At 40.8% G+C, this 25,794-nt stretch carries 26 protein-coding genes and 1 riboswitch; of the genes, 1 reads left to right on the forward strand and 25 read right to left on the reverse strand.

The window, feature by feature from the left end:
• Positions 1–124: 124 nt before the first annotated feature.
• The 17 genes from spoIVA to CSV68_RS03460 form a co-directional block, all read right to left on the reverse strand.
• A complete protein-coding gene (gene spoIVA / locus CSV68_RS03380) occupies positions 125–1,603 on the reverse strand; it encodes a stage IV sporulation protein A (protein WP_099634673.1) in 1,479 nt (492 codons plus the stop codon).
• Between the two features lie 339 nt (positions 1,604–1,942).
• Positions 1,943–2,653 carry an LptM family lipoprotein gene (locus CSV68_RS03385; protein WP_099634672.1) on the reverse strand — a complete coding sequence of 237 codons (711 nt, stop codon included), beginning with the start codon at positions 2,651–2,653 and terminating at the stop codon, positions 1,943–1,945.
• Positions 2,654–2,656: 3 nt separating this feature from the next.
• Entirely contained in the window at positions 2,657–2,860 is a 204-nt protein-coding gene (locus CSV68_RS03390; RefSeq protein WP_099634671.1) for a DUF2768 domain-containing protein, read from the reverse strand.
• 20 nt (positions 2,861–2,880) lie between these two features.
• The gene (locus CSV68_RS03395; RefSeq protein WP_099634670.1) at positions 2,881–3,900 is read right to left on the reverse strand and encodes an NAD(P)H-dependent glycerol-3-phosphate dehydrogenase; all 1,020 of its coding nucleotides are present in this window, start codon (positions 3,898–3,900) and stop codon (positions 2,881–2,883) included.
• Positions 3,901–3,926: 26 nt separating this feature from the next.
• Positions 3,927–5,237, reverse strand: a complete 1,311-nt coding sequence (gene der / locus CSV68_RS03400; RefSeq protein ID WP_099661460.1) for a ribosome biogenesis GTPase Der — start codon at positions 5,235–5,237, stop codon at positions 3,927–3,929.
• 130 nt (positions 5,238–5,367) lie between these two features.
• Positions 5,368–6,516, reverse strand: a complete 1,149-nt coding sequence (gene rpsA, locus CSV68_RS03405; protein WP_099661461.1) for a 30S ribosomal protein S1 — start codon at positions 6,514–6,516, stop codon at positions 5,368–5,370.
• Between the two features lie 79 nt (positions 6,517–6,595).
• Positions 6,596–7,180: a lysophospholipid acyltransferase family protein gene (locus CSV68_RS03410; protein ID WP_099634667.1), complete on the reverse strand. Its 585-nt coding sequence runs from the start codon at positions 7,178–7,180 to the stop codon at positions 6,596–6,598.
• Positions 7,177–7,854, reverse strand: a complete 678-nt coding sequence (gene cmk / locus CSV68_RS03415; protein ID WP_099661462.1) for a (d)CMP kinase — start codon at positions 7,852–7,854, stop codon at positions 7,177–7,179. The genes CSV68_RS03410 and cmk overlap by 4 nt, the downstream gene beginning before the upstream one ends.
• A gap of 76 nt (positions 7,855–7,930) precedes the next feature.
• Positions 7,931–8,572: a flagellar brake protein gene (locus tag CSV68_RS03420; protein ID WP_158233484.1), complete on the reverse strand. Its 642-nt coding sequence runs from the start codon at positions 8,570–8,572 to the stop codon at positions 7,931–7,933.
• Positions 8,573–8,638: 66 nt separating this feature from the next.
• Entirely contained in the window at positions 8,639–9,922 is a 1,284-nt protein-coding gene (locus CSV68_RS03425) for a PepSY1/2 domain-containing protein (protein WP_099634664.1), read from the reverse strand.
• Positions 9,923–9,945: 23 nt separating this feature from the next.
• Entirely contained in the window at positions 9,946–10,743 is a 798-nt protein-coding gene (gene sleB / locus CSV68_RS03430; RefSeq protein ID WP_099661464.1) for a spore cortex-lytic enzyme, read from the reverse strand.
• Positions 10,744–10,840: 97 nt separating this feature from the next.
• Positions 10,841–11,521, reverse strand: coding sequence for a glutamic-type intramembrane protease PrsW (gene prsW, locus CSV68_RS03435; protein WP_099634662.1), 681 nt, complete (start codon positions 11,519–11,521; stop codon positions 10,841–10,843).
• An 80-nt stretch (positions 11,522–11,601) separates the two neighbouring features.
• Positions 11,602–12,564: a YpdA family putative bacillithiol disulfide reductase gene (locus CSV68_RS03440; RefSeq protein ID WP_099634661.1), complete on the reverse strand. Its 963-nt coding sequence runs from the start codon at positions 12,562–12,564 to the stop codon at positions 11,602–11,604.
• Positions 12,565–12,592: 28 nt separating this feature from the next.
• Positions 12,593–13,357, reverse strand: coding sequence for a metallophosphoesterase (locus CSV68_RS03445; protein WP_099661465.1), 765 nt, complete (start codon positions 13,355–13,357; stop codon positions 12,593–12,595).
• 109 nt (positions 13,358–13,466) lie between these two features.
• Positions 13,467–13,772 (reverse strand): hypothetical protein, encoded by a 306-nt coding sequence (locus tag CSV68_RS03450; protein ID WP_099661466.1) that lies wholly within the window; start codon positions 13,770–13,772, stop codon positions 13,467–13,469.
• Between the two features lie 148 nt (positions 13,773–13,920).
• Positions 13,921–15,360, reverse strand: a complete 1,440-nt coding sequence (locus CSV68_RS03455; protein ID WP_099661467.1) for a RecQ family ATP-dependent DNA helicase — start codon at positions 15,358–15,360, stop codon at positions 13,921–13,923.
• The gene (locus CSV68_RS03460) at positions 15,360–16,388 is read right to left on the reverse strand and encodes a YpbB family protein (protein ID WP_099634657.1); all 1,029 of its coding nucleotides are present in this window, start codon (positions 16,386–16,388) and stop codon (positions 15,360–15,362) included. Before CSV68_RS03460 ends, CSV68_RS03455 begins: the two co-directional genes overlap by 1 nt.
• 112 nt (positions 16,389–16,500) lie before the next feature.
• On the opposite strand from CSV68_RS03460, the gene CSV68_RS03465 reads away from it, so the two are divergent.
• Positions 16,501–16,758, forward strand: coding sequence for a ferredoxin (locus CSV68_RS03465; protein ID WP_029053065.1), 258 nt, complete (start codon positions 16,501–16,503; stop codon positions 16,756–16,758).
• 254 nt (positions 16,759–17,012) lie between these two features.
• On the opposite strand, the gene CSV68_RS03470 is transcribed toward CSV68_RS03465, so the two are convergent.
• The 8 genes from CSV68_RS03470 to resA form a co-directional block, all read right to left on the reverse strand.
• Complete coding sequence (locus CSV68_RS03470; protein ID WP_099633302.1) at positions 17,013–17,594, reverse strand: ECF transporter S component; 582 nt, start codon at positions 17,592–17,594, stop codon at positions 17,013–17,015.
• Positions 17,595–17,781: 187 nt separating this feature from the next.
• Positions 17,782–17,916: riboswitch (FMN riboswitch) on the reverse strand.
• Between the two features lie 72 nt (positions 17,917–17,988).
• Positions 17,989–19,188, reverse strand: coding sequence for a GerMN domain-containing protein (locus CSV68_RS03475; RefSeq protein ID WP_099661468.1), 1,200 nt, complete (start codon positions 19,186–19,188; stop codon positions 17,989–17,991).
• 4 nt (positions 19,189–19,192) lie between these two features.
• Positions 19,193–19,717, reverse strand: coding sequence for an RNA polymerase sigma factor SigX (locus CSV68_RS03480; protein WP_099633300.1), 525 nt, complete (start codon positions 19,715–19,717; stop codon positions 19,193–19,195).
• A 48-nt stretch (positions 19,718–19,765) separates the two neighbouring features.
• Positions 19,766–21,568 (reverse strand): ATP-binding protein, encoded by a 1,803-nt coding sequence (locus tag CSV68_RS03485; protein ID WP_099661469.1) that lies wholly within the window; start codon positions 21,566–21,568, stop codon positions 19,766–19,768.
• Positions 21,565–22,284: a response regulator transcription factor gene (locus CSV68_RS03490; RefSeq protein WP_085133365.1), complete on the reverse strand. Its 720-nt coding sequence runs from the start codon at positions 22,282–22,284 to the stop codon at positions 21,565–21,567. The genes CSV68_RS03485 and CSV68_RS03490 overlap by 4 nt, the downstream gene beginning before the upstream one ends.
• A 104-nt stretch (positions 22,285–22,388) precedes the next feature.
• Positions 22,389–23,573 carry a c-type cytochrome biogenesis protein CcsB gene (ccsB, locus tag CSV68_RS03495; RefSeq protein ID WP_099633297.1) on the reverse strand — a complete coding sequence of 395 codons (1,185 nt, stop codon included), beginning with the start codon at positions 23,571–23,573 and terminating at the stop codon, positions 22,389–22,391.
• The gene (resB, locus tag CSV68_RS03500; protein ID WP_099633296.1) at positions 23,564–25,222 is read right to left on the reverse strand and encodes a cytochrome c biogenesis protein ResB; all 1,659 of its coding nucleotides are present in this window, start codon (positions 25,220–25,222) and stop codon (positions 23,564–23,566) included. The genes ccsB and resB overlap by 10 nt, the downstream gene beginning before the upstream one ends.
• A 15-nt stretch (positions 25,223–25,237) precedes the next feature.
• A complete protein-coding gene (gene resA, locus CSV68_RS03505) occupies positions 25,238–25,774 on the reverse strand; it encodes a thiol-disulfide oxidoreductase ResA (protein ID WP_099633295.1) in 537 nt (178 codons plus the stop codon).
• Between the last annotated feature and the right edge of the window lie 20 nt (positions 25,775–25,794).

Genomic DNA, 25,794 nt, shown 5'->3' on the forward strand with positions numbered 1-25,794 from the left:
CTTTTCCTTTATTCACGGCATTTCAAGCGATTTTCATAGAAAAGCATAGAAAAAAGACCCGTTTTTGACGGATCTTTCTTCATTTAAAATAATATTTCTTGCGTTATTTTCAGCTTTTTACACCTTAAACGATAAAAGTAATCATACCTTTATTTCCATCATTAACCATCTGTTCAATCGTTTCACGCAAGCGTTTTCTTGCTCGATCCGGAACTGCCGCCGTCTTATATCGAATACTTTCTTTCATAACTTCATGAAGTGGCGTGCCAAATAATTGTGTTTCCCATAATGCTTCACGGTCATGTAAATAAGCATTTTTCAATTCCTTTAGCAAGTGATGACTGTGGAATTCGGAACCAATTAAGGGAGCAAATTCCGCTTCCATATCGATTCGAATAATATGAAGCGAAGGTGCTTTCGCTTTCATTTTCACTCCATAAAACGTATCTTGTTTAATTAATTCAGGAGCAGTCGGCTGGAAATCTTCAATCGATGGCAACGCTACACCATAACCTGATTTTTTCGCAGTATCGATTGCTTCTGCGTACATATCATACGATTTTTTCGCCTTAACGGCTTCTTGAATAAAAACAAGCCAATCTTTTTTCGAGCGCATTTCCGTTCCCATGAACTCTTCACACACATTGACAAAAGCTTGCTCATCCATATCAATCTTCACGATGGCACGGCCTTTACCTGCATCGACTTCTACTACTTCCGCTTGTCTAATAAACTCTTCTTCTTGCAATAACTCCGCAATCTCCTGAACTTTACGAATCTTAGAGACACCAAGGAAGCCATCTGTAATCAACTGATCAATACGTGCGTTCAGCTTGTGGCTGTCCCCTAACTCCTCCATCCAGTCCGGACGTTGCAGTTCGATATCCGTGATAGGGAATTCATACAGCGCCTCTTTAAGAATGAGCTGGATCTCCGCTGCATTGAGTTGATCCGCACTGATAGCAATTACGGGAACACCGTATTTTTCATGTAATTGCTGTTTTAGTTCCAATGCTTTTTCATGAGCAGGCATTTTAGAATTTAATACAATGACGAACGGCTTACCAATTTCTTGAAGTTTCGAAACAATTTCTTTCTCAGCGACTTCAGCGGCTGCGCGTGAAATATTGTTCACCGTGCCGTCCGTCGTCAACAAAATTCCAATGGTGGAGTGATCACGAATGACTTTGTCCGTTCCGATGCGTGCTGCTTCTTGGAACGGGATTGGCTCGTTGTGCCATGGTGTATGGACATACTTCGGTCCATCCTCGTCCTCATATCCTTTCACGCCGTCTATAACATAGCCTACACAGTCTGCTAGGCGAATTTGGAATTCCAGTTCGCCATCCCCGATTGAAACGCTTGTGCCTTGGGCAGGTACGAATTTAGGTTCTGCAGTCATGATTACGGGACCTGGTGAACTTTGGGGAAGTTCGTCTTGTGCGCGTATCCGATCGTTGGCATCCGTCATGTTGGGAATTACAACTTCCTCCATGACTCGTTTGACAAAAGTGGATTTCCCTACTCGAACAGGGCCTACCACGCCTATATAAATATCGCCGTCTGTTCTTCTAGCTAAGTTTTCGTATAGTTCTTCTTTCATCATTAGCCCTCCTTTTTCTCCGCATTGTAGCTTATGAAATAGAAAAACGTTTCATGCATGATTGCATGAAACGTTTTTGGGTAATGGTACTAATTTAGTTAATAAACTTTGTAACGGTTCGGGATTGGTACTCCAGATGGGAACGCTTTCTGGAGGGCCCGCGGTGAGCCCGCTAGTCACTACGTTCCTTTAGCGGTCTCACCTGTCGGGCTGACCCTCCCAGAGTCGTCCCATCTTCCGCACCAATCCTAGTTATAGTATGGTGACAGTTTGTATCACTTTTTGAAATATGTAATGTTCAAATGATAATACATGAGGTCACCTGCAAATTAAAAACCGTTATTTCTTCATAAACACAGGTTCGTTGTTTTCGTCTACCGTGTACGGCAAGGAGTATGCCGGGAGGACTAGGGAGTCTTCGTATAGTAGGTAACGGATATCTGTGCCAGGTTCTATTTCAGGCTTTTGTTCCATCAAGATTTTGTTGAGGTCGATGGAGTAGTCTACATAGAAGTTTCCGTCGCCGCCTACTACAATGGGCAGGTGGGCGTCAGAGTATGGGCTTTGGACGGTTAGTGGTTCTTTAAAGCCCATTTTCTTGAAGTCTACTGCATACACGTTGTCGCCAACCGGATCTAGAAATGGAAGTTCTCCATTGATAAATTTGCGCAAATTTAAATCACGCAGTTTTTCAGTCGTACGTAAGTCGACTAGTTTAACTGTAGGATTTTCTTCTACATCCATAAGAACATACTGAAAGATCCCACCGTTTTCGAATGCGTTGGAGGGTATTTTTTCAGTGAAGTCCGGAACGATTTTCGAGAACTCAATTGGATATTTGATGAATTGATCAACTTCCTGATCGCGTGTTTTGATTGGTAGTAGACCGCCTGATTGTTCTTGGTAGCGCTCTACGGCTTTTTGGATTGTCTCTTGCATTTCAGGATACGGCGTTTCACTTGCTTGTTTTTCTTCAGGGGGACGGCCGCCACAAGCAGACAGCAAGACTCCGCATAGTAAGACCGAAAGTATAAGTAATCGTTTATTCATAATTTACGCCCCTCCAGTCGGTCCGTTGAATACCAAATAGACCATTGCGAAGAACGATGATATTAATAGTGTATAGGCAATAATCGCAAATAGGATTTGTAGTACACGGTTTTTTATTTTATAACGGCTCAAATAAATTAAGCCCATTGAAATCACCATGAATCCCATTGCGTAAAATGATAGCCACATTTTATCTAACGAGGACAAAATTGTCACCCTCCTACTGTTTAAATACCGAAAAATGTATCGATTTCTTGCTTCTTACCGCGGGTCATTAATTGATCCACTGCTTGTTTAGGTGGAATGCCTCCAAATAGTATAGAATATAAGGCTTCTGTCAACGGCATGTTGACATCAAATTGCTGCGCCAACTGAAACGAAGCCTTCGTTGTACGCACACCTTCTATTACCATGCCCATTTCTTCGGTCACTCTCTCTAAGGATTGGCCTTTACCAAGTAAGTTTCCTGCTCGCCAGTTTCTCGAGTGGACACTTGTACACGTAACAACCAAATCACCAAGGCCGGTTAATCCGGAAAATGTTTGTTGATCCGCACCCATTTTAACACCTAGTCGCGTTATTTCTGCCAGTCCTCTAGTAATCAGAGCCGCTTTTGCATTATCGCCATAGCCAAGTCCATCAGATATTCCAGCAGCTAAAGCAATGACATTTTTCAATGCCCCGCCCAGCTCCACGCCGATTACATCTTTATTCGTATAGACACGGAAATACTGGCTCATGAATAAATCTTGTATCCGTTCTGCCGCTTCCATGTTGCTTGAGGCGACTGCCACCGTTGTTGGATGTCTAAGTACGACTTCCTCCGCGTGACTCGGTCCAGACAGCACTACAATGGCTTCGCGCAGTGTTTCATCAATTTCATCTGCTATGATTTCAGAAATCCGTTCCAACGAATCTGGATCAATTCCTTTGGAGACGTGGACAAATGTAACCGGTTCTGTTAGTAATTCCTGTATATGACGACACGTCTCACGCATCGCAACAGTCGGTACGGCCAGTATAATCGTCTTCGCATGCTGGACCGCCATGTGCAGTTCATTAGTAGAGTTAAGGTTATCGGGCAGTTTCACATCTGGCAAATACCGGTTGTTCGTGTGCTGATTATGAATTTCATCCGCTTGTTCGGCACGCCTTGTCCAAATTAAGCTGTCATGTCCATTTTCAGCCAGCACGACAGCAAGTGCGGTACCCCAACTGCCTGCCCCGATTATAGAGACTTTTTCCATTACCTCCACCCTTTCTGTTTGCGTAGTTAACTTCTTGCTCTTGTGATTAAGCGAATTGGTGTACCTTCAAACCCAAAAGCTTCACGTAATCTATTCTGTAAAAAGCGTTCATAAGAAAAGTGCATAAGTTCCGGTTCATTGACAAAGACCACGAATGTCGGTGGCTTAACAGCAACTTGTGTTGCATAGTAAATCCGCAAACGACGTCCTTTATCTGAAGGTGCAGGATTTCTAGCTACTGCGTCTTCTACTACCTCATTCAAGACACTTGACTGAATACGCATCGCATGATTTTCACTGATCAATTGGATATTAGAGAATAATGTATGCACACGTTGTTTCGTTTTAGCTGACACAAAGAAAATAGGTGCATAATCAAGGAATCTAAACTGATCGCGAATATCATCAATAAATTTATTCATCGTCTTATCATCTTTTTCAAGCGTATCCCATTTGTTCACAACAAACATGACACCTTTTCCTGCTTCTTCCGCAAAACCGGCTACACGTTTGTCCTGCTCACGAATACCTTCTTCTGCGTTCATGACAATCAATACAACATCAGAGCGATCAATCGCCTTCAAGGCACGTAATACACTGTATTTCTCTGTATTTTCGTATACCTTCCCTTTTTTACGCATTCCCGCTGTATCGATAATTTTAAATTCTTGTCCTTCAATTACTTTTGTAGAGTCAATCGCATCTGTTGTCGTTCCAGCGATATTACTGACGATGACACGGTCTTCACCAAGTAATGCGTTAACAAGTGACGATTTTCCGACATTCGGCCGGCCAATTAAACAGAATTTGATGGAATCGTCTTCCTCTTCTTCTAAGTTCATATCTTTAAAGCTTTCTGCGACTGCATCCAATAAATCACCAAGTCCTAGACCGTGTGATCCTGAAAGTGGATACGGCTCGCCAAATCCAAGTGAGTAGAAGTCATAGATCATGTCTCTCATTTCTGGATTATCTACTTTATTCACTGCCAATACGACTGGCTTGTTCGTTTTATACAACATGCGTGCTACTTGTTCATCTGAATCTGTCACACCATCTCTACCATTCGTCAAAAAGATGATGACGTCCGCTTCTTCAATGGCGATTTCAGCTTGCATACGAATTTGATCAAGTAATGGCTCATCACTCAGTTCAATGCCACCTGTATCGATTAAGTTAAATTCATAATTCAACCAATCTGCTGCGCTGTATATACGATCTCGCGTTACACCGGCAACGTCTTCTACGATCGAAATACGTTCGCCTACGATCCGGTTAAAGATTGTCGACTTACCGACGTTTGGTCTTCCTACGATTGCTACTGTTGGTTTTTTCATGTTCTTTCATTACACCCTTCCGACCTATCTTTGAATATTATACACAAAAAGAATGATGATGCATATGAAAGCATCATCATTCCAGTTACGCTTATTCATCATTTGTGGCTAGTTTATCACATTCTGAAGATTATTTTTGGAATTTCTTTAGTTGATCGCCGATGACATCTGCTAAAGAGAAGCCAGTTGTTTCTTCAGGCATTTCATAACTAAAGTTTTCTTCACGTGCTTCTTGAGGCTTTTCTATAAGATCTTTAATGCTTAATGAGATACGTTTTTCCTGTGGGTTCACGTCTAATACTTTCACTTGTATAGACTGTCCTTCTTCAAGTACTTCTTGTGGTGTACCGATATGCTCATGTGCAATACGTGAAATGTGAACGAGTCCTTCCACGCCAGGCAAGATCTCAACGAATGCACCGTATGCTACAAGTCGTTTCACCGTACCTTCCAGTACAGAGCCGACTTCAGCTTTTTCTTCGATATTTTCCCATGGTCCGGGCAATGTATCTTTAATGGATAGAGATACGCGTTCTGCATCACGGTCAACAGACAATACTTTGACTTGAATTTCGTCTCCTTCTTTCAACACGTCCGACACGCTTTCGATATGTCCGTATGAAATTTGTGAGATGTGTACCAAACCATCTACGCCACCGATATCAACGAATGCACCAAAAGAGGCGATGCGTTGTACGGTACCATCTAGAATGTCACCTTCTTGAATTTCAGAAAGTGCGGCTTCTTTTTTCTTCTCATTCTGCGCTTGAACAACTGCACGGTGAGACAAAATTAACCGGTTCTTTTCTTTATCCATTTCAACGATTTTGAATGTCATCGTACGTCCTTTATAATCATCAAATGATTCAACGAAGTGATCTTCTACTAAAGAAGCTGGAATAAATCCACGTACGCCAAGGTCGACTACCAGTCCACCCTTTACTACGTCCTTTACTTCTGTTTCGATGATTTCACCGTTTTCAAATTTCTCTTCTAGTGAATCCCACGCATTTTCTGCATCTACTTGGCGCTTGGACAAGACGTAGGTCTCATCTTCCACTTTCGTAATCGCCAATTCTAATTCGTCACCGACTGAGACTGCATCTGCTGCTTTTTCAATATGCAAGCTAGAAAGTTCACTGATCGGAATCACGCCGTCAAAAGGAGCGCCAGCGATTTCAACCGTCACCGATTTCTCTTCAACCTTTGTCACTACACCTGTTACGTGTGCACCTTCACCGTATTCTTTAACTTCATCCATATTCATCTCTTCAGTCATATGTAGTCCTCCTCCATAATGATCCTATCTCTATATTATGCGAATTGAGACTTAAAAACAAAAAATTGCACTTATTCTTTTATTTGTACTGTTCAATCAACTTGGATATCTCTGCCATAATTGCCTCTGTTACCTCTTCTGCAGATGCTTTTCTTTCACGGTAAGTTGTCATATCCATAGCTTCACCATAAACTACTTTCAATTGAGAAAAGGCTTTATACGGTCCAATGATTGCACAAGGGACAACTTTTGCATCGCCACCTTTTAACGCAAAGAATCCTGCGCCTGCCAAACCTTTTCCAATCTCTCCCGTTTTGCTTCTAGTTCCTTCAGGGAAAAGGCCAACGACTTTGTCTTCGCGTAATAGTTTAATGGTTTTACGGAATGCTTCCCGGTCACTCATGCCGCGTTTTACAGGATATGACTGCACTTTCGGTAACAACGTTTTAAGAATTGGCTTTTCAAATAGTTCTTCTTTGGCCATAAAATGAACCGTTCTCGGGCATGTAATACCGACTATAGGCGGATCTAAATTATCTATATGATTTGTACATAAAAGCACGCCACCTTGTTTAGGAAAGTTTTCTTTGCCAATTACCTTAATTCGATAGAGTGGAAAACAAACAGTACTAATCAAAAATTTGCCAAGTGGATATAAATTCATTGAGCTAACCTCTTTTCGGCATATTCGATAATCCTATTCGTCACTTCTTCTATTGTTTTCCCTGATGTATCAATTATAATCGCATCTTCTGCTTTTTTTAAAGGCGAGATTTTACGTTCGCTGTCTGCTTGATCTCTCTCACTAATTTCTCTTTTCAATGTTTCATAATCAGACTTCATTCCGCGCTTTTGTTCTTCTAATAAACGGCGCTCTGCACGCTCTTCTACAGAAGCTGTCATGAAGATTTTTAGTTCAGCGTCGGGCAAAACAGCAGTACCAATGTCCCTGCCATCCATTACAACGGATGATGCTGCTGCCAAATTTTGCTGTTTAGCGACTAACAGTTCACGGACAGATGTCAAAGCCGCGATCGCTGAAACATTCGTCGTCACTTCGTGCGAACGTATCGCATCAGTTACCTCGATACCGTCCAGCAAAACTTTTTGCACTTCTTCATCCGGTTGCAATTCAATATCCGTTTGTGCAATCAGTCTGGTTATTTCTTCTTCATTACGTGGATCAGTGGAGCTTTGAAGTACTTTGTAAGTAATGGCACGATACATGGCTCCCGTATCGATATACGTGTATCCTAATTTTTTAGCTACTAATTTAGCAATTGTACTTTTACCTGCCGCTGCAGGTCCGTCAATTGCGATTCTCATTCCACCTGTCATGATGAAAACCCCTCCATTTACGCCTTTATTGTACCATAAGCAAAAAGGAAAAGTCTGCTCTCGACAGACTTTTCCTTTAGCTATTTCGTAATTCTAACTGACGTTCAAAGCAATAGCGAATAATGTGTTGTCGATCTTTGTCGTCTATTTCATTAAACGTGAAAGAGCTCAGGCTGCGCTTCTCACTCTCCCAGTTTCTAACTACTCTCGCTTTACATGAAACATATTTGATTTCAGTTTTCGAGAAATACAATACGATCAATAATTTCACTTCTGTATTTTGCGAGAAATAATCATGGTCTTTCATATTGACTGCTAATCCTCCAGCACTGATATCCATTGACACCAATTGCAACAATGAGGAATCTGCCTGTAACGCCACATCCAATGATGTATCGACACGAACGAATTCTCTTCTTTGGATTTTAATCAATTGCTGATCACCAGGATACTTCAGTTTGAGCATGGGTATCGTTTGGTTGACTCGGCTATGCACCTCAGTACGAAATGCATACGACATCTTATACTGGTCAACGAATGTAATGAGAAGCTGCGTACCATCTATGAAGAATGCTGTTTTACCCGTCATCATGTTGATAGGGTAATCCATCATGAAGTGCTCTTCACCTTCAATATCCACTACACGACATTTAAATTTCTCCGATTCCTCGGTATAATCTTTCTCTAATGTTAATACCGTCCCGATACTTAGTCTCATTTCTCCACCTGCCATTCGTCCTATGCTTACATTATGTCATGTGGAGTAAATTTTTCCAATCTTTTTTTATTGTTTTTCGGTCGTTATGACTTCTAATGTCTCTGTGTCAACAAGAATCTTATATGTCTCCAAGTTGTCTTTTCCGGAAACGACTGTTAAATAATGCGCAAGGCGTTGGTCCATTTGACTATTTTCTACGTAGGCAAGTTCCTGAGCCATTACTGTAACATCCGGTCTAAAGAATGTGTGCCACTCCGCTGTACGAATAGGTTGTGATTTCGGTTGCTCTTTTCGAATGTACTCCGACGCATTCAGACCGATCACTTCACCGTTGTCTTTCGCTAACTTGATATGAATCGGGTCAGAGAATACTTTGGCATCATTTTCAGGATGCACTCGCACATAAACAAAATGCCATGCGGTATCATTCTCTCTTGCCTCTTCCAAAACTAGATCCGTATAATCCGCCTTTCGTAAAAACTCATCAGCCAGTTTCTCTAGTTCTTCATAGGATACTGTGGGCTTACCCATACGACGCTCCACGAGATACGACAGAACATGTCCACCTTTTTCAGTTATATCAATATAGCCAATTGAAGAATTTTCCGCGAAACGGATATGATAAAATGGATAGGGAGCGCCTTTTCTACTTCTTTCTGCTGCAATGATATCATTCGACACAGCCGGCAGAAGCTTCTTGAATTTCTGAATCGCTTCGTCCTCGCTAATTTTCTTTTCTTTAATATCTCGCAACTCTTTTTTCTTCTTGGCATCAGACTCGCTTGCTGTTAAAGGGAATACCGCTTCTGTATATTGCATGACAGATTCCCCCATTTTAGACCAGTTTGCCTTACCATCGGGTGAGTCACGCAACTTTTTTTCCCAGTTGCTCATCGACATTCTTCTTGAAAACATATCTTTCGTTGCCAACTGCCATTCACTCGTCAGGTCATTCAGATTAACTGATGCACGTTGCATCACGCCATAATATTCGTCAGGATCACCTTTCTCTGTGGATTCCTTTGCGAAATTACCTAACCGTCCTAAGTAATTCATCCAGGAAGTAGAAAAACTTTCATCCACGGGAAGGGAGGAAATTGATGATTTAATGTCTGAAGACAAACGCCAAATATCTTCCCTTTCCTTTGCAGAACTTTTTTGATCTTCAAAAAGCAACGACTTGTTTACGGCGTCTTCTAACTCACCAAGTTTTTGCGAGGCATCCGTCATACTTTTCGAATATTGCCCATTCAATGCAATCGATAATTCTTCATTTTCACGCACTGTTCCAAACGTATATATCCCCAATACAATAAATGAATAGGTCAAAATGAAAATCATTCGTTTCATAAGTAGCTAGGTCCTCCTTTCTATTAGTCACAAAAGATGTGTAAACCGATTTTCTTAATTTGCGGTCTTGACCAAATCCATTTACTAGTCGCTGTGATTGGATTGAAATAGTATATTGCATTTTCTGAAGGATCCCAGCCGTTAATTGCATCAATGACTGCTTCTTTCGCGCGCTCATTCGGTGTCAGCCAAATCTGCCCATCCGCAACTGCAGTAAACGCCCCTGGTTGAAAGATAACGCCACCAATAGAATCAGGAAAATCTGCATGTTCGACACGATTTAAAATAACTGCCGCCACCGCCACTTGTCCTTCGTATGGCTCCCCGCGAGATTCACCATATACTGCATTGGCCAATAAATTTATATCCTGGTCGGTATATTTAGGCGGTGCTTGCATTTGGGTTTGCGACTGCTTATGTGGCGCACTCCCTTTTTTCACCTGCGACTCCAGCGACTGACCACCATAATAGGTAAATTGGTTACCCTTAGCAATCTGTCCCTTTACATACTTTTCATCGTAATCAGAAATTCCTTGCAACTTCTTCTGAGTCCCTTTACCCGCAATTCCGTCAAGCGGCAAGCCGTATTGTTCCTGGAAATTGCGTAATGCCCAGTAAGTCCCAAATCCGAAATTACCATCAATCTCTCCATGATAGAAACCGATATATTGAAGCCTCGCTTGTAACTCAATGACATCATCTCCTTTTGCACCTTTTGCCAAGTCACGTCCACTGAATGCTTCACTATGACTTACAAAGAAAGAAAACATCATGATGCCTGCCAGTAATAAAAATAGGAAGCGTTTTGTAATTCGCTTCATAGACATCCACCTCCAAAAAATTGTGCTTCCTTGTAGGTTATCCAATATTCAGTATTTTATAAGGCGAAAAATCCGTCTGATTTACTCAGACGGATTTCTAAAAGTTTGATTGATTTCTTTTTCTGAATTGCTGCATTGCAAATGTGTGCGCATACTTCACTCGCGTCAAGCCAAACCACCAAAGGAATAGCATAAAAGGGATCATTAAATATAACCAATAATCATAAGTAAATAAAATCGCATTGTAGAAGACATGGAGCAAGAATGGAGCCAAAAATGCAATAGTTATCCATTTTGCTTTTTCTGATACAGCAGAAAACTTTGCTTTTCCAAAATAATACCCCATGACGACACCAAATAACGCGTGGCTTGAGACAGGGAGTAATGCACGAATAAAAGCTGTGTCTAAACCAAAGGATAATAAATATAAAATATTTTCTACTGTAGCGAATCCAAGCGAAACACTCGCCCCGTATAAAATCCCATCATAGGCATCTTCAAATTCAATTGTTTTATACACGAGAATAAAAATAATAATCCATTTAAAAAATTCTTCTAAACTGCTCGTAAATAATACATTACGGAAAAATTCATTGTTAAATACATGCTCTTCTTCAAATACATGCTGAATAAACAAAATAGGAAATGTCATGATTGCACCGTAAATGAATGCATGGAATAGCGTCTTGGATGGCTCCTTAGCAATTTGTTTACGTAAATACAAATAACTGAAAAGTGCCAGCGCCGGCGCTATTGCGACTGTCAGTAAAATAAACATAGGCGCCTCCTCATGTCGGTAGTATATCACATCATAAATGAAAAAAGCCGCTTGACCTGTAAGGCAAGCGACTGATCCATTCACTTATTTTGTGCAATACATTGCGCAATCATTCCACCATGGAACCGACCATTTTCGATGAAAATTTCATTGGCATTATTTCCTGCCGCAATGACACCCGCGATGAATAAATTATCGACGTTCGTTTCCATTGTATCTTCATTGAAAATAGGTCTTCCAGATTGTTCATCTACTTTGATACCTATTTTACGTAAAAATGCATGATCCGGATGATAACCGATCATCGCGAAAACATAGTCACTTTCGAGATCAAATATAGTTCCTTGCTGATTGACGGTGACAGTTTTTTCAGTGATTTTCGTTACACACGCGTTAAAATGCATATCGATTTGACCGTTACGCACTAAACTGTCAAAGCCCGGCAGTATCCATGGCTTTACACTTTTCGAATACGTTTCATTTCGATAGACGACAGTTACATGCGCGCCTGCACGTTGTAATTCCAGTGCCGCGTCAACAGCAGAGTTCTTCCCACCAATCACGGTTACCTTTTTATTGAAGTAGGGATGCGCTTCTTTAAAGTAATGATAGACAGTAGGTAAATTTTCTCCTTCAACATTCAAGCGATTGGGTTGATCGTAATAACCTGTTGCCACTACGACATACCTCGCGTCATACATCGCCTTATCTGTTTTCACGATAAAACGATCGGGTTGTTTGTCTATATCTTCTACTCGCTCATGGCTATTGATCCGCAAGTTTTCGATTTGTGCAACCGTCCTATAATAGACCAGGGCATCATTACGCTTCGGCTTATCTATCGCTGTAATAAATGGCGTCTTGCCTATCGATAATTTCATACTTGAACTAAAAAATGTTTGGTGAGTCGGATAATTATATATCGAATGCACGATATTCCCTTTTTCGATTACCACCACCGACAAACCGATGTTTTGCAATTCAATCGCTGCTGACAAGCCACACGGACCGCCACCGACAATTACTGCATCTACAGAATTCATGACATCTACTCTCCTAATTTCTTGCGTTCTAGTAATGAACTTCCACTACATGACATTCGGGTTTCGCACCGAAACGCAACGGCACCATCGTCGTTCCATATCCATTACTGATTAATTTCGCACTGTTTTCTGTCGTCTCGAAACGCCCAAGGTCTTGCATACCCCAACGCCCCAATCTAATTTGGCCACCATGTGTATGACCGCCAAGAGATAATTCCGGTCGCAACTTCTCTTCAAACTTTCGGAAATAAGAAGGATTATGAACAGCGAGAATCAAATGTTCATATCCTTTTGCAGAATCCACGGCCTGATCAATCTTTACTTTTCCATTATTCGGATCTTGCAATCCACATATACCGAAACTTGGATGGTTCGGTATCGATGCTGTACTATTGACCAGCACTTTGCCATTCACTCGTTTCATCACACGTAGTATATTTTCTGTCCCTACTTCTTGATCATTATTGCCGAAAATATAAAAAACCGGTCCTATCGAAGCAAGTAAGCGCATGTTGCGTTCAATTCGCTCGATTGGCACACCGCCTTCCGCCACATCTCCACCTACGATCACTGCATCAATAGAACACGTACGCAAATCATCTATCAGTCGCTGAGGAATTCTGCGTCTGTGGATATCTGAAATAAAGAATACGTTCAATTTATTAGTAGGAGTGGAGTTAATATGTAACGTATGGGTAAGCACACGATTCCGATGAGCTAAGGCATACATATACGTCAGCATAGTCATTGCTGATAAAAAAACTGATAATCCTGCTATTCGAACCTTTTTCATTAGTCAACTCCCATAAAAAAAAGCAAAGCGTCTACTTTGCTTTTGTAGTAGTAATTTTCATTAGTAGTATAGCAAGATTCCGATAAAACCCCAAACCATTGTATTGCGCTTAGGAAACAGCATGCATGTAATCTGTCATGGCCGGATAAAAGCCGACCGACAACTCGACTTTTTCAACAGGGACTTGATCGGGAACATCAGGGGAATAAAGATCCGATAATACATAGAGTAATATAATAATAGGGATTAAAGTAAAAATCGCCAGAAAAATATTGATGACTTTCACACGACCATATTTCTCCTCTTTCTTCTTTCCATGTACTTCTGCACGGGAAGGAAGTTTATCGAAAGGCACTTTTTCTTTAACCTCTTTTCGCTGCTGTTCAAAATCCACTTTATACTGATTGTTTAACATGTCTAATTTCTCCTTCACACCGCATAATGTCTGTTGCTATTATATGATGCAATTCCTATATTCATCCGTGAAAAGTACGTCCGTTCACAAACTCATCTATCTCTATTATGCCGAATTTTGTCTAAAAAGTAAATACAGACTGTCTGCTTCAACCTAATAACTGGAGCAGTCGATCACGCCATTGTAACGCTTCAACTTCTCGTTCAGTTGAAATTTCAGACTTAATCAGCCAGTCTTCATCAAGATTCTGACAGTTTGAACAGCAATCCGTTTCTGCTGGTAAAGTGTTTTCACCAAAAAACTGTACTAGCTTTTCCCGTAAACAACTGTCACTTTTTACATAGCTCTCCATTTCCGCAATTTGTTTTTCTTTGACTTGATAGATTTGTTGAATTTGCCTAACGACATTTTCTACATCATACTGCTCCAAATAATAATCAAGTAAACGACTAGCTACTTCTGATAGTCCTGCTTGTTCTGCAGCCAATTGACACGGAGTACGTGACTGTAGTAAAGAATGATAATAAAGGATTTGTTGTTCATCTGGTAGATCTTCATAGACTATAAATTTCACTTTCTGAATATCCCGTTCACTATACAAAAGAGTGGCCGCAGCTTTTTCTCCGTCACGTCCTGCACGTCCTACTTCCTGAATATACGCGCTTGGGGTAGCTGGTAGATGCTCATGAATAATTTGTCGAATATCATCTTTATGAATTCCCATGCCAAATGCATTGGTAGCACAAATCCACTCAAGTTCACCTTGTACAAATTGTTGTTGAATAATGGATCGTTCATCCTGTTCCTTACCACCGTGATAGCTAGCTGTCGGGATTCCCCTTTCTCGGATTATTGCCGAGAGTTCATCCGCACGTTTCCGCGACGCCACATAAATAACACCAGGACCAATTGTCGTCGCAAGCCTTTTTATAATCCACTCAGTTTTTGCTAATTCATTATTCAGATGCATAACGCTATAGGATATAGCAGGACGATCCATCGGCTGTCGTTCGATGTGAGGATTTCTCATGTGTAAGTAAGTAATAATGTCTTCCACTACTTTGTCATTAGCAGTAGCAGTTAATGCCAATACCGGTGCTCTTTCTATATCTGAAAACAGTTCTTTTAATCGTAAATAGTCGGGCCTGAAATCAAAGCCCCACTCTGAAATACAATGGGCTTCATCTACTACAAAAAAAGCAATATGTAATTGTTGAACAAGTTGTCGGACAGATGGTTGCATCATCATTTCAGGCGATAGGAAGATGAATTTATACTGCGCTAAAGTAGAAAGCGCCAATTCTTTTTCTTGCCTAGATAAAAATGAATTGATTGCGACAACACGCTTTTCTTTATGTTTTCGTAGATTGGCTACTTGATCTTCCATTAATGCAACGAGAGGAGAGATGATGACCACTGCACCATCGAGAATGTATGCGGGTAATTGATAGCAAAGTGATTTCCCCATACCCGTCGGAAAAATTGCTACAGCATCCCGCCCAGCCAGTAACTCAGTAATGACTTCCTGTTGTCCAGGTCGAAATGATTCATAACCAAACTTTTGATACAATACTTCCTGAAGTTCCATCAGCTCTCCCTCCTTCCAATGATGATGATCAATCGCAGTTGAAAATACGATAATTCAGGGCACTGTTGTTTCAATAGACGCAATCGTTTAGTCTGCAACTGTTCAACATGACGCCAAACTGTATCCCTTTGTTCTTCCGTTATAAATTCTTTATATGGAAAACTCTCCATATTCGCTGCCATCTCAATAAAATGATCTTCTATTGTACTTAATTTCAAATTTCGTAAAGATGCAATTTGCTCTACCGAATAGCCCCGCTCGAATAGTTTCTGTGTCCGTTCCGCAGATTGTGTCAAATACGTGTCAACTCTGCAACCTATCGCTAATTCTGACAGCAATGGCAAGTTGGGATGATGTTGTAAGTAATCGAGCAACATATGTAACGCTTCTAAATAATACAGCTGTATAGTTTTGACCGACATGTTGAGACGATCCGCCATCTGCTCCCAAGTTGATCCAGTAAGCTTGTATCCCGTCAATCGACCGCTCACGATCGTACATTGTAAATCCGATAATGAAGAATGAGTAAACACATATTCCAATTCTTTTCGCAATGACGTGGATAGACTGATCATGCTACTTGATTGATTACGTAAGAACCCTTTGATAAATTGCTGGGTAGGCAACTCCTTCTGGATCGGCATAAACATCGTTTCACCACTGCGTAAATTAGACAAGGTCTGCACTAACAATGCCAACCGTCTAGCGAACTCTCTTTCGAGTCCACGGTAATTCCAGCCATTAAATCGCCACATCTCACTACCCGTCGCCATCTGACCTTTTGCCGTCACATAGACGAGTTCATTTATATAGATCAGATCGTCCGCTTGCATTCTCTCTAGAGCTTGCTGAAATTCGCTTGCCGTCAAATGTGGCAACAATGCATAGTATGATTTAACTTGATAATATTCAACGTCTTGTAACGTCTGTCCCGATTTTTTTCCACGAAGTATATGATAAACACCCTGCGCTGAACGCTCACCATGGAGGCGTTGGAAGATCGTTAATAAGATGGAATCAAAACTCATTTGAGCTCCCCCCTGAAGAAATAACGTTTTTTTGTTGAAAAGTGATGAAAACAGCTTTAGAATAGAGTAGATACAAAATAGGTTGAGTGAATGGAAGAAGGGAGAAAGACAAATGTCTAGCAAAAAGTATACGATTGTCGATCAGGATACGTGTATAGCCTGCGGGGCCTGTGGGGCTGCTGCACCGGATATCTATGATTATGACGATGAGGGAATTGCATTTGTTATTTTAGATGATAACACGGGAAACACTGAAGTTCCAGAAGAACTGATGGAGGATCTCGAGGATGCATATGATGGCTGCCCTACCGATTCAATTAAAATTGCGGATGAGGCCTTCGAAGGCGATCCATTAAAATATGAAGATTGATTCAATCCCAACAACACTTCCAACTATTGGATGTGTTGTTTTTTATTCATCGGCCTCAGAAGTTAGGCTGAAGGCTGTTGGGAAGGGAATTGCCGTTCCAATCCCTGCGACGAAAATGGGCTTTAATTAGTATAGTGGATTAAAAATAGAGTGGCATTCAATTTTAAACCCGATATGCATTTGAACTTCAATAATTAAACGACAATAAAAAACGCCAGGCTTCCTATTATTCAGGGAGCCTGGCGTGTATTTGTTTAAAACGATAATTTCTTTTGTTGCTGAAGAATCCACTTCTCCATGCTTCTATATAACATCAACGTGATGGCTAATAGCATTACACCCTTGACCAAGTTGAACGGTAAGATTCCTAATATAATCATCTGATACAGCGAGTCGCCTGTAACTGCTGGCATACCTAGGAAATATGTGTACATTGGCAAGAACACTAAGTAATTTAATACGCTCATACCTACTGCCATTGCTACCGTACCCGCGATCAAACCTGATGCAAGACCTTTAGCTGAACGATACTTCGTGAAAATCCAGTAGATTGGCATAATGAATAATACACCTGTCACAAAGTTTGCAACTTCTCCTACCGGTACTCCTGTCGGGCTTCCTGATAAGAACCAGTGCATGACGTTCTTCAATATCTCTACGCCTATACCTGCAACAGGTCCCATCGTCATGATTGCCATAACAGCAGGAATCTCACTAAAATCGATCTTTAAAAATCCAGGCATTGCCGGGATCGGAAAGTTGAACTGCATTAGCACAGTTGAAATACTTCCCAAAATCGCCACCAAAATTAGCTTACGTAACTTCTTGTTATTCACTTGTTCCTCTCTCCTTTTGCGATTCACTTCAAAAGAGGAAAGGCTGGCTCATCTGTTGTTCCGCTAAAAATCCCTAAAGCATAAATGCTTTAGGGAGAGTTAAATGCACTGTTAAGAACAGATAATTAACAAACTTATCCGTCAGGAAACAAGCACCACTTTTGCGTACACAAAAAGATGGCTGCACCTTCACCTTCTCCCATCCAGACTATACTGTCGGCTCCGGAATCTCACCAGAATCAGCTGTTAAGCTCGCGGGCTAAAAGTAGAATTCTACTTCATTTCCGCCGGTCGGGAATTACACCCTGCCCCGAAGATGAATCAATATTTAATTATGAACCTATTATAGCGTAAAAAAACTGTTTTGTAAACTTCACGAGTTTACAAAACAGAATTATTCGTTAATTAAATACTTTGGATTTGAACCAATCGGCTTTTCCAATGGTTGAGTGAAGTCAAAATGATTCCATTGTTCCTGCGCGATTTGATCAAATTCTACCTGTTTATCGAAACTTGCCGCCGTCAGCAAGATTCCGTCTAGTAGTTGCATTGCTTCTTCTGATTCCATTTTATCTAAATCAAGCACATCAGTAAATTTTACGTTAACAATACCTTTAACTTCTTTGACTGTGAAGTCTATTCCTTTAGGGACCAAAGTCGAATAGATATCATTTGGTGTCTTCTTCATGTCACGCAAAGCTTGCTCTACCGTTTCAGAGGTCTTGCCGAAATTAGTGGAGAGTACTGCTTCTCCATCTGATTTTAAAAATCGATAGTAGGCTTGATGTGAAACCGCTCCTGACAAGGCAATCGGTTCATCCACTTGACCTACTTGTTCAAACGTTATTGTAGATGCATCTTCTTGCAAAAACTTTATTTCATCGTATCCTTGAAATGTATCTTGTACAGATAAATTCAACATCTCAAGTGTCGCACTCGACGTATCATAGTTATGGTTTGCAGCAAACTTCATTTGAACTTGCTTACCGTTTGAGGAGATCATCGCTTTATACGGATGGTACTCTATAAATCCAAGTGCTTCTTCATCTATTGTATTTGCATACTCATTATACAGTGCAACTGTATCCGGCGATGCCCCTAAGCCTTCAGGAAGACGTTCATTCGGTATTAGGAATGTTATAGGAACAATGGTTGCCTGATCGGTAGCCAGGCCAATATGAAACGCTGTGTGATCCAGGACGTCGGCAGGATAGACAGCGTACGAAAGCGGAGCTGAAACTTGCCTTGTAAACACGGCTGCATCACTCGCGTCATTCGACTGCATTTCTTCACTATTCTCCATCTCGATAGTATCAGCTGTTTCGTCTGTCGTTGCTTTATCCATCGATACTTCATTATTTTGCTGAATGAATGTCGGCACGATGATGGTGAGCAATACAATGGCAGCAACAGCTGCAATGATTGGTGGCCATTTTGACTTGGAAGGCTTTTTTATAGGCTCTTTCGATTCAGAAAGTCTCGAATCTTCTTTTAACCGTTGCAAAATTTCGTCTTTGGTACGCTGATCTTTAACGACCGGCATGTCACGTAAACGTTTTTCAATATCGTCTTCATTCCACTTGTCTTTGCTCACCTCATCACCCCTCCCTCACGGAACGTACTTCCAATTTCACCTGCAACGCTTTGATCGCACGATGTTGTGTCGTTTTCACTTTGCTTTCGGTCCAACCTAAGACCTCAGCCGTTTCTGCAACTGATAGATCCTGAAAGAACCGCATGAGGATGACCATTTTCTGATCACCCGTACATGTGTGCAACGCTTCAAGCACTTGCTTCTGTTCTTCATCCGCTTCAATTAAATGTTCAGGCAAGCGATCAGTTGAAGCTAATTGCTCTGTTTCCCAATCAAAATGAATATTTGCATGTTTCTTAATTGTGGATTGTTTTCGGAAATAATCAATGGAGACATTTTTCGCAATCGCAAACAGCCAAGTTTTCTCAGAGCTTTTCCCTTCAAAACGGCCATATGATTTGAGTACACGCACATATACCTCATGCATCAAATCTTCCGCTACTTCTCGATTGCGAGTCAAATAGGTGAGGAAGTTGAATACGTCACCGTTATAGTCTTCATATAATCGTTGAAAAACGGAATCATCCATTCAATCCCCTCGCTCTATAATAGTAGTCGGTTCAGTTTAGGAAAAGTTTCATTGGTCTATTGGTTCATAAGGAAGTGAACAGATAAAGATGGTTCCTTTTTCTTTACCACGCGTAGCTAAAATCGCCCCATTATGTGCTTCCATAATATTTTTGGCAATGGCTAAACCAAGTCCTGTACCGCCTTTTCCTCTTGTTCTTGCTTTATCCGCCTTATAGAAACGCTCAAAGACGAATGGCAAGTCTTTTTCAGGTATACCGACACCTGTATCGGCTACGGTAATATCAAGCATTCCAGTAGACCGGAAGACACCTAGTGTCACTGCTCCACCGTCTGGAGTATGTCGGATGGCGTTATCAATCAAATTAGTGAATACCTGCTCAAGCCGATCTTCATCAGCCGTTACCAGTAGCGTATTCAATTCTTCCGATTCCAAAGACAAGTCCACTTTTGCATCTTTCGCTACTTGCGAGAACTTTGTTACCATACGTTCCAAGAACTCTACTATTGATAAAGGATTTTTATTTAGTTGAATGTAGCCGGACTCCATTCTTGCCAAATTCAGCAAGTCTGTGACGAGGCGACTCATACGCTTAGATTCATCATGGATGATCTGAACCATTTCCAACCGTTCTTCCTCACTGCTCACAACATCGTCTATGATGGCCTCACTATATCCTTGCAACATCGAAATCGGCGTTCGCAATTCGTGTGATACGTTGGCAATGAAATCCGAACGTAATTTATCCAGTTTATGTTGTTCCGTCATATCACGGAATACAGCCACCGCTCCTCGAATACTATTTTCACTGTACAACGGGCTGATGGAAATTACATAAAACTGTCCACCCAATTCCAACTCATCCTCGACTTCTTCGGCGAATGAAATGGCATGCTCTAGCATATGAAAAACTTCTTTAGGCAACGGATGATGATTTTTCTGATTATATCCATACCATTTTTTCAACAATAACTCAGCTTGCGGATTTTTCAGAAGGATTGAATAATCTTGATTAAACGTCACGACTGCATCTGTCATAGATGTAAGAATGCTCGAGAGCTGTTCTTTCTCCTGCTTAATTACTTCAATATTATATTTCAACTGCCGTCCCATTTGATTGAACGCAGTTGCCAATTGACCAATTTCATCTTTTTGTGCAACTGGTAAATGGGTATCGAAATTTCCTTTTGACAACTCAAACGCCGCCTGTTTCATCTTACGTAACGGCAATGTGATACGTGTAGATAAGAAAAATGCAAAGAATGTAGTTAAAATAAATGCGATGAATGCAGATAGGAAGACAATATTCGTCGTGCTTTTCGTCGTACGGTGCACAGCATCAAGACTTTGGTACATAAGTACACTCGCTTGCTCACCGCTTACCCGTTCGAATGGATAGGATAAAATCAAAAATTGCTCCATGACGTCTTTCTCTGTCAATGAAGGCAATATCATTTCTTTCATTTTTTGCTTACCCAATTCTGGCGACTTGAATAAGCTGCCTTCGGATAGCAATTTATCTTCAATTTCATCTTTACTTGAAGACGTATGGAATGAATACAACACATCCCCCTGTTGATCAACGACAATGGCATTGGTCTCCACATCCAAGATATCATCGATAATCTGGTTCATAGACTGTTTCATGGAGGGATTCGTTTGCCCATTATAATCATTGACGATTTTGCTGATGGTAGTTGCTTCCCTCTGCAATGACTCTTCTGCTTGTTTCGTATGGAAGTTATCTAGAAACTCTAACAGGAACAGAGTGACAATAAACAGGACAAAGGAAACGAGAAGCAATATGGTGGCCCATAGCTTCCCGACAATTGAATTCCATATTCTAATCATTCGTTTGGAACCTCGAACTTATAACCGACACCCCAAACGGTGACAATCATTTTCGCTGCCCGTTCTGAAACACGGCTCAATTTTTCACGTAGCCGTTTGACGTGTGTATCCACTGTGCGCAAATCTCCAAAGAATTCGTAATGCCATACCTCTTTTAGCAATTGTTCACGATCGAATACTTTGTCTGGTGATTTCGCTAGGAAATATAATAACTCATATTCTTTCGGTGTTAAATTAACTTCCTTACCTTCAGCTGTTACGCGATGTGCATCATGATCAATCGTCAGCTGCGGGAAGACTACTAAGTCTTTCGATGTTGTGTTAGACGACACATTTGGGAATGCAACAGAACGTCTGAGCATAGCTTTTACGCGTAAGACTACTTCTCTTGGGCTGAATGGCTTGACGATGTAATCATCTGCACCACTTTCAAACCCACTTACACGGTCTGCTTCTTCACCTTTTGCTGTCAATAAAATAACAGGTGTCATAATTTTATTTTCACGCAGTTCAGCTAATACTTCCATGCCATCTTTTTCAGGCATCATCACGTCGAGCAATATACAGTCATATTGTCCAGCAAACACTTTCTCTAATGCATCTGCTCCATCGACTGCTTCTTCAATTTCATAACCTTCTCTAGATAAATACATATTCAACAGGCGACGAATGCGATCCTCGTCATCCACCACTAAGAGCTTCACAGTTTCTTCCACAGTTCATTACCCCTTTCGACAACCTTCTATCACCATTGTACAATTACTGACCTATAAAAAGAAATAAAAAGACTGCATGACAATTAATGTCATGCAGTCGAAGATTATGCGTATGAGTGTAAACCTGCAATAATTAAGTTTACGGCAATTAAGTTGAACATGATAATAACAAATCCGATGACAGCAAGCCATGCAGACTTCTTACCTTCCCAACCTCTTGATAGACGCAAGTGAAGGAATGCAGCGTAGAACAACCATGTAATGAGTGCCCACACTTCTTTCGGATCCCAACCCCAGAATCGTGACCAAGCTTCATGTGCCCAAATCATGGCGAAAATCAACGCACCGAGCGTGAAGACGGGGAAACCAATCAATACAGCACGATAGCCGATTTCATCCATCAGTTGAGAATTCGCCTTCTTCGCCAACGGTTGGAATACCGCGGCAAGAGGTTTGCGTGCGATTAAGCGTAATAATACGTAAAGCACTGAACCTACAGCTATAGACCAAACAAGAGAAGACATTTTTTGTGCATTGATAATCGGAGGTAATTCAACCCAAGGTGTCATTTTCTCCGGCGTCATCGCTTCATACTCATTCATTCCGAATAACGGAGGTACGTGATACGTAATTTCAGCTGGTGCTTGATCTCTATCTATATACGTGAATTCTGCTTCATAGTCCATGACTTTGAAAGTCGTAGAAGATATGACAAAACCAAGAACTAGAACTAGTGTATACATAACTGCTTCTATCCAAAAGCGTGATTTAGATTTTTTCGTCATATCGATATTCTTCACTAAGAATACAAGACCCGCTATTGCACTGATCGCCAGTATGGATTCACCAATAACCGTCGTGATTACGTGAATAAACAACCATTTACTTTGAAGTGCAGGAATTAGTGGAGTGACATCAGTTGGGAACATCGTTGCATATGAAATAATGATAATCGCAATGGGCAACGCGAATAATCCAAGTGATGGTGTTCGGTAAATAATATACAACAGGATAAATGCCCCTACGAGCATCATGCCGAACGCAGTTGTAAACTCGAACATATTACTAAGTGGTGCGTGACCTGATGCAGCCCATCTTGTAAAGAAATAGCCTAAGTGAGTAAGGAACCCAATGATTGTAATAACTAGACCAATCGTTCCCCATTTACTATTATGATATGCTTTTTCTGATTTCGACTTTTTTATAGCGCCTCCAAAAAAGAGTGTCGCTACTAAATAAGCAACAAATGAAACAAATAATAAGTTACTACTAATGGTTACTAAGTCCATATTTCCTCGTCCCCTTCCTGTTCTGGCTTGTCCAACTCAGGATCCTGACGATCTATATAAGCAGGCAAGTCTGCAGTTTCTCGTAATGTATCCAGCTCTTTTCGTAAAGAGAACCAGTTTTTATTCGTATGTGCAGCAATCAATAGATGACCTTCTGTATCTTCTTGGATCCATACTCTGCGATGTTGCCAGTACATACCTTGAATAACACCAATCATAAATACTAGGCCACCGAGTAAGAGAATATATAAAGTTTTATCTTTGCGGATGGTTAAACCTGAAATGTTTCGAGTCTCGGCAGCTGCGAACTTAATCGCATAGTCGTTCTCTTCTACTTCCAGCGTTTGACGAATTGCAACGAAACTCTTTTCACCTTTTGGCTTATCCGGTGTGTTCATTTGAAAAATGAACGCTGGATTATTCGGAACAGGTGATTTCGAATAGGGTTCCCCGTCTTTAATTCCATCATAATCTGGATAAAAACCGAGCATATTGACAGTAGAGCCATTTCCAAGATCATATTCCTTCTCTGGGTCACTTAAATTCACCGTAAATTCTCCAAGAGATTCTTCAGAAGATTTATTTACCAAATGGAATGTCATGTTTTTAAGCTCGTCCAGTTTATAATCCATCTGGAAAACATTATATCCATCAAACTTCAATGGCTTGTTGACATTGATGGAGTAATCCTCCACTTTTTTAAGACTTTCACTACCAGGTAGTGCTCCCTCTTCTTGTTTATACAATGTAACGTCTGTTGTATATGATTTGGCGATCGTGCCATTCTTATCCAACGCCTCACCGAATACTTCTTCTGCTTCTTCTTTTGTATAATTCTCTAAAGTGAACTTTTTATTTTCAAGTACATAACCTGGTGCTCCGACGATATTACGTGTTTCTCCTTCACGGAGCCACATCGCTTCGTCAACATAAAAACCAGGAATCCCTCTCAGCAGAATGCCCGAAATGAAAATAATTAATCCGACGTGGTTAATATATGGGCCCCAACGTGAAAATCGATGTTTTTCAGCTAAAATTGCGCCATTTTCCGTTTTCACATTGTAGCGCATTGCTTTTAGTTTCTCTTCTGCTTTTACAAGTGACTCTTCTGTATTTTGAACATCACCTTCTCCGAAAATCCGCTGACGCTTCATAAAGGATGGATGACGACGTGTACGTTGCTTTTTAAGTGATTTATAAAGCGGAACCACACGGTCAATACTTGCGATAATAATAGACGTTGCAAGCATACCGACCAGCACTTTAAACCACCAGCTATTATACATATCATATAAGCCTAGCTCATAATAAAGTTTTCCTACCGTACCATACAAACGCTCATAGTATTCCAAATAGCCTTCCGGCGTAGTGGCAGGTACATAGAACTTCTGCGGAAAGATGGTTCCAATTGCTGACGCGATTAATACCGCCGCAATAATACTAACGCCAATCTTGACACTGGAGAAGAAGTTCCAAATTTTATCGACAATGGAACTCTTATAGGTTTGAGATCTTCTAGAAGATCCTTCGTAGCGCATATCTACAATATCACTTTTCTTTGCTTTTTCAGATAAGGGACGACCACACTTCTCACAAAGCTCTGTACCATAAGGATTTTCATGCCCGCATTGGCATTTGATTTTGCTCATTGAGTAACAATCTCCTTACTTTGGTTGAATGCTTTCTAAATACTCGTAAATTTGTTGCTCTGTCATTCCCTGTTTAATGACTTTCGTAATCTTTCCTTCTGGATTGATGAGGAAAGTTGTAGGTAATGGTTTGATATTATACAAATCCATAACGGTTTTGTTCTTATCCCATAACATCGGGAATGAAAGGTCCATGTCATCTCTAAAAAGTTCTATTTTCACTTTGGGTTCTCCTACGTTGACAGTAAGGATATGTACACCTTTCGCTTCAAAGTCTTTATAGAGATCCTCCATGTGAGGCATTTCCTTTTTACAAGGTGGACACCATGTACCCCAGAAATTCAGGAATACGCCTTGTCCTTTATAATCCGATAACCTATGTTCATTTCCTTCTAAATCTACAAGCTCGAAATCAGGCGCTGTATCACCTTCCGCCAAGACTTTCACTTTATCTTTTGAAGTAATTGCGTAGATAAGAATTGCAGCTAAAATTAATAGAAGGGCTGCTCTGCTAATTAGCCTGATAGTCTTTTTATTTTTTTTTTGGGCCAATCATGTAACCTCCTGTCTAA

The sequence above is a fragment of the Sporosarcina sp. P29 genome (genome assembly GCF_002743265.1).
Taxonomy (GTDB): domain Bacteria; phylum Bacillota; class Bacilli; order Bacillales_A; family Planococcaceae; genus Sporosarcina.